This window comes from Actinomadura sp. KC216 (assembly GCF_004348535.1).
In the GTDB taxonomy this organism is placed as follows: domain Bacteria; phylum Actinomycetota; class Actinomycetes; order Streptosporangiales; family Streptosporangiaceae; genus Spirillospora.
Window position 1 is genome coordinate 1 of record NZ_SMJX01000310.1, and the last position, 9721, is coordinate 9721.

General features: G+C 70.9%; 8 protein-coding genes. 6 read left to right on the top strand and 2 right to left on the bottom strand.

The genetic code is table 11. The features are described from left to right. Positions 1–112: 112 nt before the first annotated feature. The 3 genes from E1264_RS34645 (at position 113) to E1264_RS34655 (ending at position 4404) form a co-directional block, all read left to right on the top strand. Positions 113–1054, top strand: a complete 942-nt coding sequence (locus E1264_RS34645; protein WP_132180398.1) for a DUF305 domain-containing protein — start codon at positions 113–115, stop codon at positions 1052–1054. Positions 1055–1162: 108 nt separating this feature from the next. Continuing rightward, positions 1163–3631, top strand: coding sequence for a glycosyl hydrolase family 18 protein (locus E1264_RS34650; protein WP_243711345.1), 2469 nt, complete (start codon positions 1163–1165; stop codon positions 3629–3631). 227 nt (positions 3632–3858) lie between these two features. Continuing rightward, entirely contained in the window at positions 3859–4404 is a 546-nt protein-coding gene (locus tag E1264_RS34655; RefSeq protein WP_132180402.1) for an NADH-quinone oxidoreductase subunit B, read from the top strand. Positions 4405–4605: 201 nt separating this feature from the next. Here E1264_RS34655 and E1264_RS34660 read toward each other — a convergent pair whose 3' ends face one another. Next, positions 4606–5235, bottom strand: coding sequence for a TetR/AcrR family transcriptional regulator (locus E1264_RS34660; RefSeq protein ID WP_207936609.1), 630 nt, complete (start codon positions 5233–5235; stop codon positions 4606–4608). A 278-nt stretch (positions 5236–5513) separates the two neighbouring features. Between E1264_RS34660 and E1264_RS34665 the strand changes: the two genes are divergently transcribed. The 3 genes from E1264_RS34665 to E1264_RS34675 all read left to right on the top strand — a co-directional run bounded on the left by E1264_RS34665 (position 5514) and on the right by E1264_RS34675 (position 8616). Continuing rightward, entirely contained in the window at positions 5514–6785 is a 1272-nt protein-coding gene (locus E1264_RS34665; RefSeq protein WP_207936615.1) for an acyltransferase, read from the top strand. 430 nt (positions 6786–7215) lie between these two features. After that, entirely contained in the window at positions 7216–7968 is a 753-nt protein-coding gene (locus E1264_RS34670; protein WP_132180404.1) for a serine protease, read from the top strand. Between the two features lie 84 nt (positions 7969–8052). Beyond that, the gene (locus E1264_RS34675; protein ID WP_132180406.1) at positions 8053–8616 is read left to right on the top strand and encodes a snapalysin family zinc-dependent metalloprotease; all 564 of its coding nucleotides are present in this window, start codon (positions 8053–8055) and stop codon (positions 8614–8616) included. A 139-nt stretch (positions 8617–8755) separates the two neighbouring features. On the opposite strand, the gene E1264_RS34680 is transcribed toward E1264_RS34675, so the two are convergent. Continuing rightward, positions 8756–9721: MFS transporter (locus E1264_RS34680; protein WP_132180408.1), on the bottom strand; the 966-nt coding region annotated here is incomplete at its 5' end.

The following is a 9721-nucleotide window of genomic DNA, read 5'->3' on the forward strand; positions in this document are numbered from 1 at the left end:
GTGCCTTCAGCCGCACACGGCGCTGGCCGGCTGGGAACCCGCGAACACCGCGGCGCTCTGGCAGAAGGTCTGAGCGCGACGAGGATGAAGCGCACGCGATGAGTTGCCCCACATGAAGCGCCACGCGACCGGCCGCCGCGCCACGGGACGGTCCGCCCCGCAGGCCCCCACCACCACGGGGGCCGCGGCGGCGGACCGGCCCGCGGCCGACCCTCCCGCGGCCGACCGCCCAGCGGCCGACCGCCGCGTCACCGTCCCGCACACGGCCGAGCCACCCCCTCCGGCCGAACCCCCTGTGCCGGACGGCCGCGCTGCGGAACGCCCCGCGGTGAAGCGCGGTGTCGTGAAATACGGTGCGCTGGCGCTCCTCGCCGCGTGCGCTGTCCTGGTGTTCGCCCAGTGCGGGGCCGCCGGCGGTTCACCGTCCGGCGGCTCCGCCCCCGCGTCCCGGGGCGGCGACGGCTTCAACTCCACCGACGTGATGTTCCTGCAGATGATGCTTCCCCATCAGGAACAGGGCGTGAAGCTGGTGCGGCTCGCCAAGCGGCATGCCGTCCGCCCCGAGGTGAAGACCCTGGCCGCGGCGATCGAGACCACGCAGGTCGCCGAGGCGAGGGAGATGCAGCGGCGGCTCCGCGAGTGGCGGCGGCCGCTGCGCGCTGAGTCGTCCGAGCATGCCGCGCACGGCGGCATGCCGGAGACCACCGACGCCGAACTGGCGGCGTTGGAGCAGGCCCCGCCGGACCGTTTCGAGCGCGAGTTCCTCAACCTGCTGATCGGCCACCAGGACGACGCGGTCCAGATGGCCCGGCTCGAGATCGGCGGCGGCGAGGACGGCTGGACGAAGCGGCTGGCGGAGCGCGTCGACCGGTCACGGTCGGCGCAGATCGATCAGATGCTCGCGATTCTCCGTCCCCCGTCCACGACGAAACCCCCCTCCACGAAGAAGCCCCAATCCACGCAGAAACCCCGATCAACGCAGGCACACCGATCCCCGAAGTCCCTCCGATCCGCGGAAGGAACCCGCCCCCCGGAAGACTCCCACCGGAAGTAGGTGTTCGGCATGCGCCGAATAATCGGAATCCTGACCACTTTCATTGTGTTGGCCTCGCTCGCCGTCGCTCCCGCTCATGCGGCGGACAGGCTGACGGCGGCCTTCAGTTTGTCCGGGACCACCGGAAAGTACGTGGTCTCCAACCCCGGCACGAACGCCGTCAGCAACTGGACGCTGACGTTCGAGCTCCCCGCCGGTGTGACCGCGAGCAACCCGCAGAACGCCACCTTGTCGCAGAACGGGACGAAGGTGACGCTCCGTCCGCTGTTCTATATCAACACCGTCCGCGCGGGCGGGAACACCGAGCCTTACAGCCCGACGTTCACGTTGAGCTCCACCACCGAGCAGCCGACGAACTGCCTGCTGAACGGCGCGGCTTGTGACGGCTCGGGCGAGGGCCCGCCGGTGAAGGCGGGCGTCACCGCGGAATACTCCATCGAGGGGTCGCGCGCCAAGTTCATCGTCGCGAACAATTCCGGCGCGACGATCTCCAACTGGTCGATCGTGTTCACCCTGCCGGCCGGCGTGACCGCCAGCGGCGCCGACAACGGCTCGATCGCCCAGACGGGCAGCACGTTCACCCTTTCCCCCGCCCACTACAACTCCACGATCCAGTCGGGCCGCACGACCGAGCCCTACAGCCCGACCTTCACGGTCAGCAGGGCCGGCGCGGAGCCGGTGACCTGCCGGGTCAACGACGTCAACTGCGACGGGTCCGGCGACGTGCTGCCGTCCGCGCCCGGCAACCTGACGTCCCCGGTGAAGACGACGAAGACCGTCTCGCTGAAGTGGGACGCGGCGGCCCCCGGCAGCCTGCCGATCACCGCGTACGAGGTGTACAACGGCTCGACGCTCGCCACCACGGTGGCCGAGACGAACGCCACGGTCACCGGCCTCACGCCGAACACCGAGTACACGTTCACCGTCAAGGCGCGGGACCGCAAGGGCGGCCTGTCGCCCGCCAGCGCGCCCGTCACCGTCAAGACGAACAACCCCGCCGACGACACGACGGCGCCCTCCACCCCGAGCGGCCTGCGCAGCACCGCCAAGGACGCCGGCAGCGTGTCGCTCTCGTGGAGCGCCTCGTCCGACGCCAGCGGCGTGGCGAACTACGACGTCCTGGTCGACGGCAAGGTCGCGACGACCGTGATCGGCACGTCGGCGAAGGTCGGGGGCCTGTCCCCGTCCACCGAATACACGTTCACCGTCAAGGCCCGCGACACCTACGACAACGTGTCCGCGGCCAGCGACGCCGTCAAGGTGAAGACGGCCGACATCGTCGGCGACGGCTACGCCAAGGTCGGCTACTTCGTCCAGTGGGGCATCTACGGCCGCCAGTACTTCGTGAAGAACCTGGACACCACCGGGAACGCGCGGCGGCTCACCCACATCAACTACGCCTTCGGCAACATCGACCCTGTCAACCTGACCTGCCTGCACGGTGTCACCAAGGGCACCTCGCAGAACCCGCAGGACCCGAACCAGGGCGACGGCGCGGGTGACGCCGAGGCCGACTACGGGCGCCCGTTCAGCGCCGCGCAGTCGGTGGACGGCGTGGGCGACACCGGCTGGGAGAAGCTCCAGGGCAACTACAACCAGCTGCTGAAGCTCAAGAAGAAGTACCCGCACCTGAAGGTGCTGATCTCGCTCGGCGGCTGGACGTACTCGAAGTACTTCTCCGACGCCGCCAAGACCGACGCGTCCCGCAAGAAGTTCGTGCAGTCCTGCCTCGACATCTACATCAAGGGCAACCTGCCCGTGTACAACGGCAAGGGCGGCCCGGGCACCGGCGCCGGGATCTTCGACGGCATCGACCTCGACTGGGAGTGGCCGGGCGCCGAAGGGCACCCGGGCAACCACGTCAGCCCGGACGACAAGCGCAACAACACGCTGCTCATCGCCGAGTTCCGCCGCCAGCTCGACGAGCTGACGAAGTCCACCGGTCAGCGCTACCAGCTCACCGCGTTCACCCCCGCGGACCCGGCGAAGATCGAGGCCGGCTGGGAGCTGGCCGAGGTCAACAAGTACATGGACATGTTCAACATCCAGGGCTACGACTTCCACGGCGCGGGCAGCGACAACTCCTGGGAGCCCAAGCGGACGGGCCACCAGGGCAACCTGTACACCGACACCGATGACCCGTACCCGTTCCACTTCAGCGTCGAGAACGCGGTGCAGCCGTACCTCGACGCGGGCATCAACCCGCGCAAGCTGACCATCGGCCTGGCCTACTACGGCCGCGGCTGGCAGCAGGTCAAGGACGGCGGCAAGAGCGGCGAATGGCAGGACGCGAACGGCGCCGCCCCCGGCCAGTTCCAGGAGGAGGCCGGGACGCGCGGTTACAGCAACCTGCTCGCCAGCGTGCCGAACTGCAAGATCGTCCATGACGAACAGGCGGTGGCGACGTCCTGCTTCACCGGCGACAACGGCCAGTGGTGGACGTTCGACGACCCCTGGTCGATCCAGAAGAAGGTCGCCTGGCTGAAGAGCAAGAACATGCTCGGCGCGATGATCTGGGAGATGTCCGGCGATCCGGGAATCCTCACCCAGACGCTGGACCAGAGTCTGGGGAGCTGATCTCTGACCCTGGATCCCTGATCCCGTAAGACTCAGGGCCGGTGCCGCCTGCGCCAGCACGGCACCGGCCCTGACCCATTTCCGGACGGACGCGCACTCCCTGGAGGAGGCGCGTCCGTCTTTTCGTGCGCTGCGGTGTGTGATGTGACGGCCAGTGTGGACCACGTGGTCCAGTTCACGTTCCGCACTTTGGACCACCTGGTCCACTCTTGGGTATCGTCGTTCCCATGGGACTTGAGGAACAGCTTCCCAGCGGTTTCCTGCTGACCACGGTGGAGAAGGTCGCCGGGTGGGCGCGCTCCAGCTCGCTCTGGCCGATGACCTTCGGGCTGGCCTGCTGCTCGATCGAGCTGATGGACGTCGGCATGGCCCGGCACGACTTCGCCCGCTGGGGCATGGAGCGCGCCTCGGCCACGCCCCGGCAGGCCGACCTGATGATCGTCGCGGGCCGGCTCAGCCAGAAGATGGCCCCGGTGCTGCGGCGCCTCTACGACCAGATGACCGAGCCGAAATGGGTCATCGCCATGGGCGTCTGCGCGTCATCTGGCGGAATGTTCAACAATTACGCAATCGTGCAGGGCGCCGACCACGTCGTGCCCGTGGACTTCTACCTCCCCGGCTGCCCGCCCCGGCCCGAGATGCTGCTGGACACGATCCTCAAGCTGCACGACAAGATCCAGAACAGCACGCTCGGCGCCGACCGCAAGGCGGAGATCGCCGAGCTGGAGGCGGGCGCCCTCACCCACCGTCACCCGTCAAAGACCAACCTCTAGACCGGCACGGCGGCCGCCCCAGGGAGCGACGCGGGGGCCCGCCCCAGGAACGACGCGGCAGGCCGTCCCAGGGAGCGACGCAAGCGGGCCGACTCGTAAGGCGGCCGCCGGGCCATCCCGAAGTGCGGCCGGAGAGCCGACCCAGGGCCGCCGGATGGCCTACTGAGGGGGCCGGCGGACGGCCGAGCGCGGGGCATGCGCTCAGGAGGTGGCGGGTGGGGCGAGGAGCCTGCGGAGCAGGTCGAGCTGGACGGCGGCCAGCCGCCGTCCCTCGGCGACGTCGAGGTCCTTGAGGTTCTTCAGGGCCCACGCGTCGATCGTCCACAGCACGGCCAGCGTGATCTCGCTCTGCAGGGACGGCGGCAGGTCGTCGCGGACGGCGCCGGCCGAGCGGCCCGCCGCCAGCACCCCGCCGAGCCAGCCGTCGATCCCGGCCCTGACCCGGCCCAGCGGCCCGTCCTCGGCGGCGGGCGCGTCGGGCACGTAGAACAGCCGCCAGAGGTCGATGAGGCGGCGGCCCCGCCCGGCGGCGCGCATCAGCTCGTCGGAGAGCCGCGCCGCCGCGTCCCAGAAACCGGGGACGGCGAACTCCTCCGGCTCGGGAATCTTCACCGAGTCGCGCAGGCCGTCCGCGACGGCGGTCACGACCGCGTCGAACAGCGCCTCTTTCGACGCGAAGTAGTGGTAGAACGAGCTCTTGCTCATTCCGCAGGACCGGATGATGCGGTTCAGCGACGCGCCACCGAATCCATGGCGCACGAATTCGCGCATCGCCGTGTCGAGCAGTTCACGGCGCCGCTCCGGCGGCAGTACGGCCTTTTCGGATCCCACGTGCAGACCCTAGCTCACCGTCACACCAGGTCACTCCGCGTCGAGCCCCTGCTCACGACGGGGTTGCCCTGCCGGGCGGGGACATCTCGCGGGCGGGCGGCCACATCCGTGATCTTCAGCGGGCGGGAAAAGGGAAACGCGACCTGATCAAGGGGCCGGTGGACGACCGGCGCGTGACCGGAGGTTCACTCCTTCTGACTCGGCGGCAGTGGCGGGTCGGCGGAAACCATTCCGCTCCATTACCTGGCGCCCGGCGCAAGGCCGTCTACTCTGTCGTAATGATTCCCGCTTCGGGTGATTTCCCCCTGACGTCCCGGCTTGGGTGGCTGGACGCGCTGCGCGGCGGGGCGGCACTGGCGGTGGCGCTGCACCACGCCAGCTACGTGTACCTGCCGTCCCTGCGGATCTGGATGCGCGACTGGTTCGATCCCGGCATGGCGGGGGTGCTGGTGTTCTTCCTGGTCAGCGGGTACATCGTGCCCGCGTCGCTGGAGCGTCGCGGGAGCGTGCGGGGATTCTGGATCGGCCGGTTCTTCCGCATCTACCCGCTGCTGGCGGTGGCGTGCTTCCTCGCGATCCTGCCGTTCCTGCTGGGCGTGCTCGGGCTCCGGGCGGGGCTGGAGCAGTACTCCCCCGCGACGGCCGTCCTGGCGCACCTCACGATGCTGCAGGACGTCCTGAACGTCCCCAACGTGATGAACGTCCTGTGGACGCTGTCCTACGAGATGGCCTTCTACCTGCTGATCGTCGCGCTGTTCGTGGTGGGCGGGCACCGCCGGTCCGCCCCGGTGGCGGGCGTGCTCGCCGTCGTCGCGGTGGTGGCCGCCGCGCTCACCGCCACCGGCCTGCTGACCGGCGCGTACGCGCCCGCCGCGCTGCTGTCGCGGACCGCCGGGACCGGTCCGGTCGTCGCCGTGACCGCCGCCGGTGTGGTGGTCGCGATCGCGGCGGCGGTGTCGAAGCGCCCCACCCCGCGCGTCGCCGGGGGGCTGCTCGGCGGGCTGCTCGCCCTCCTCCTGGTCACCGCGAACGGGCGCATCGACGCCTGGGAGGGCCTGATCCTGCTGGCGATCATGTTCGCCGGGACGGCCGTCCACCGGGCCGAGCACGGCCAGATCAGCCGGCGCTCGGGCGCGGCGGCGTGCGCCGCCGTCCTGGCGGGCGCGCTCGCCACCGGGACGTGGCACGCGGCGCCCTACGGCTGGAAGGCGCAGCTCGCCTGGTGCACCACGGTCCTGGCCGCCGCGGCGACGTTCGCGGTGGCGTGGCGGTGGCGGCACCGGCGCTTCCCCCGCTGGGCCACCGGCCTCGGCACCATCAGCTTCTCGGTCTACCTGCTGCATCCGCTGCTGCTGATGGTGGCGGCCCAGTTCCTGGACGTGTCCGGCCGCGAGGACGTCGCCGGCCTGGCGTTCTTCGTCCTGGTGCTGCTGGCGGTGAGCTGGGCGTCGCAGCGCTGGATCGAGGCGCCCGCGCAGCGGTTCGGGCGCCGCTTCACCCGCCCGGCACGCCCGCGCGAGCCCGTCCAGCCGCCGGTCCTCACCTCCTGACCCGGGCCCGCCGGGCCCGGCGGGCGCGACCGCCGCGCGGCCGGTCCTGGACCGATGCAACGGGCGCGCGTGGACCGGTGCAACCCGCGGACGTGGCCGGACGTGCGCGGCGCGTTCACAGCCGCGGCCCGGCGCGGACCGCCGAAGACGCCGTTTTCACAGCTCAGCGGCCGGATTGAAAAAATGGGTCTGCGTTCAGTCGCGCGGCGCCCAGCTAGAAGATTCGCAGGTCGTCCCCGCTTTCCCCGTAGAAGGCGTTCTATCCGGGGGTCGGGTGCGCATTCTGTAATTGGTCATTTCTGCACGGGTGGTAAATAGTCGGGGGGTGTGTGGTCGGCGTCACGGGGCTTCCGTGGCACCGGCCGGCGACCGACAAGGCCAGGCGGTCACCACGTTTCTTCTTCCACCCCCATGAAAGGACCCCCCGCTCATGAGGAAGCGCAGAGTGCTGACCGCGGTGCCGCTCGCGGTTCTGACGCTTATCGGTACGTCCGTGGCCAACGCGAACGCCAACGCGGACACGCCGCCTGCTCCCCCGAAGACCAACATCGTCGGCGGCGTGCCCGCCACCGAGACCTACACGTTCATGGCCTCGCTGCAGAACGGCGGCCGGCACAGCTGCGGCGGCTCCCTCGTCGCGCCGCAGTGGGTCATCACCGCGACGCACTGCGGGCAGCCCGCCACGGTCAGGATCGGCACGAAGACCTACAACGCCGGCGGCGAGGTCGTGCAGGTCGCGAGCCGCCAGGTCATCGGCGGCGACCTCGCCATCCTCCGGCTGGCCAGCCCGGCCACGTCCAAGCCCATCCCGATCGCGCAGACCGCGCCGGTCGGCTCGGCAACCCGCCTGATCGGCTGGGGCCAGACCTGCCCGACGCGCGGCTGCGGCGGCGCTCCCATCAACCTCCAGCAGCTCGACACGACCATCGTCGCCGACAGCCGGTGCTCCGGGATCACGGGAGCCACCGAGATCTGCACCGACGGCGGTAACGGCAAGGGCGCCTGCTACGGCGACTCCGGCGGACCCGCCGTGACCGGCGGACCCGGTGCGTGGGAGCTCGTCGGCGCCACCAGCCGTGGCGGCCAGACCTGCGCGCAGGGCCCGGCCATCTACAGCGACACGGCTGCCTACCGCAGCCAGATCCTCCAGATCATCGGCGGCGCCGCGAGCGCGACCCGCTGACCGTTCAGGAATGAACGTGCCCTCCGCCGGAGCGCGGTGCCCGGCGGAGGGCGCCTCATCCCGCTCCCAAACTGTGAGGTATCCATGGTCGCAAGCAAGTTCGTGAGGGTCTGCGCCGCGCTGCTGCTCGGCCTCGCCTTCCTGGTCGGCACCGGTGTGCCGGCGTCGGCGGCGCCCGAGGCGCCGCAGACCAACGTCCGCACCGTCCGGTACGACACCAGCCAGGCCGCCGAGTTCAAGGAGGCGTGGGACGAGGGCGCGAAGATCTGGAACGAGCGCGTCAAGAACGTCCAGTTCGTTCCGGGCACGCCCGGCGACGTCCGCATCCTCGCCGACAACGGCTGGCCCCGCGCGCAGGTGACGAGCCTGGGCCGCGGCACCGTCTGGATGGGCCGCCAGGCCACCAGCCAGGGCCACTACGTGATCCGGATCGCGTCCCACGAGCTGGGGCACATCCTCGGCCTGCCGGACCGGCGCACCGGCCTGTGCACGGACCTGATGTCCGGCGCCAGCGCTGGCACCACCTGCAAGAACCCGAACCCCAACGCGGCGGAGATCGCCGAGGTCGAGCGGAACTTCCAGTTCGGCCGCATGGGCATCAAGGCCGGCACCCTCCTGAGCGAGGCGCCGGTCCTGGCCCGCCGCTGAACCCCTTCCACGCCGGCCGGCCCGCACAAACCCTGCACGTGCGGGCGGGCCGGATGAGAGAGGTTCACTGATCCCCGCCGCCCCTCAGCGACCTGAGGGCGTCCGTTCCTTCCGGCAGACGCCCTCAGGTTCGCTTTTCTCATTTCCCGGCGCGGGGCAGGAACGCGACGAGCGCCGTGCCGGCGGTGGTGATGGCGGCCGCGACGACGAACGCCGTCGAGTACCCGCCCACCAGGTCGGCGCCGGAGCGGGCCGCGGCCGTCCCGAGCAGCGTGAGCCCGATGGCGCCCCCGATGACGCGGGACGTGTTGACGACGCCCGCGACCGCCCCCGCCTCCGACGACGGAACGCCCGCCGTGGACGCCTGCACCAGCGGCGTCATCAGCAGCCCGAACCCGAGCGCCATGGTCGCGCCGGGGCCGAGGATGGAGCCGAGGAACGTCCCGTCGGCGTCCAGCACCACGCTCTGCCACGCGAACCCCGCCGCGGCCAGCAGCCCGCCCGCACCCGCGAGGAGCCGGGCGTCCATGCGCGCCATCAGCGCCGGTGCGAGCCGGGAGCCGATGATGATGCCCGCCGTGTGCGGCAGGAACGACAACCCGGTGCGCACCGCGCTGTAGTGCAGGACGTTCTGCATGTAGAGCGACAGGAAGTACCAGAGCGCGAAGCCCGCCATCGTCCCGACGAGCGTGGCGAGGTTCCCGACCGCCACGCTGCGCAGCCGGAACAGCCCCAGCCGCACCAGCGGCTGCGCGGTCCGCGACTCCACCACGACGAACAACGCCATCAACACGACCCCCGCCACCAGCGGGAACAGCGCCGTCCACCCGTGCCGCTCGGTCTCGCCGATGCCGAACGCCAGCAGCCCCACGCCCGCCGTGACGAGCACCGCCCCGGGCAGGTCGAGCCGCTGCCGCCCGCCCGCGCGCCGCTCCGCCCGCAGCCACCGGACGGCGACGAACCCCACGACCAGGCCGACCGGAACGTTGATCAGGAACACCCAGCGCCAGCTCAGATAGTCGGTGAGCAGCCCGCCGACCAGCCCGCCCGTCGCCCCGCCCGCGGTGCCGACGGCCGTCCACATGGCGATCGCCCGGGTCCGGGC

Bases quoted from the DNA above. Each gene is read 5' to 3' on its own strand.
- E1264_RS34645 (WP_132180398.1), top strand. From the start codon at position 113: ATGAAGCGCCACGCGACCGGCCGCCGCGCCACGGGACGGTCCGCCCCG.
- E1264_RS34655 (WP_132180402.1), top strand. From the start codon at position 3,859: ATGGGACTTGAGGAACAGCTTCCCAGCGGTTTCCTGCTGACCACGGTG.
- E1264_RS34665 (WP_207936615.1), top strand. From the start codon at position 5,514: ATGATTCCCGCTTCGGGTGATTTCCCCCTGACGTCCCGGCTTGGGTGG.
- E1264_RS34670 (WP_132180404.1), top strand. From the start codon at position 7,216: ATGAGGAAGCGCAGAGTGCTGACCGCGGTGCCGCTCGCGGTTCTGACG.
- E1264_RS34675 (WP_132180406.1), top strand. From the start codon at position 8,053: ATGGTCGCAAGCAAGTTCGTGAGGGTCTGCGCCGCGCTGCTGCTCGGC.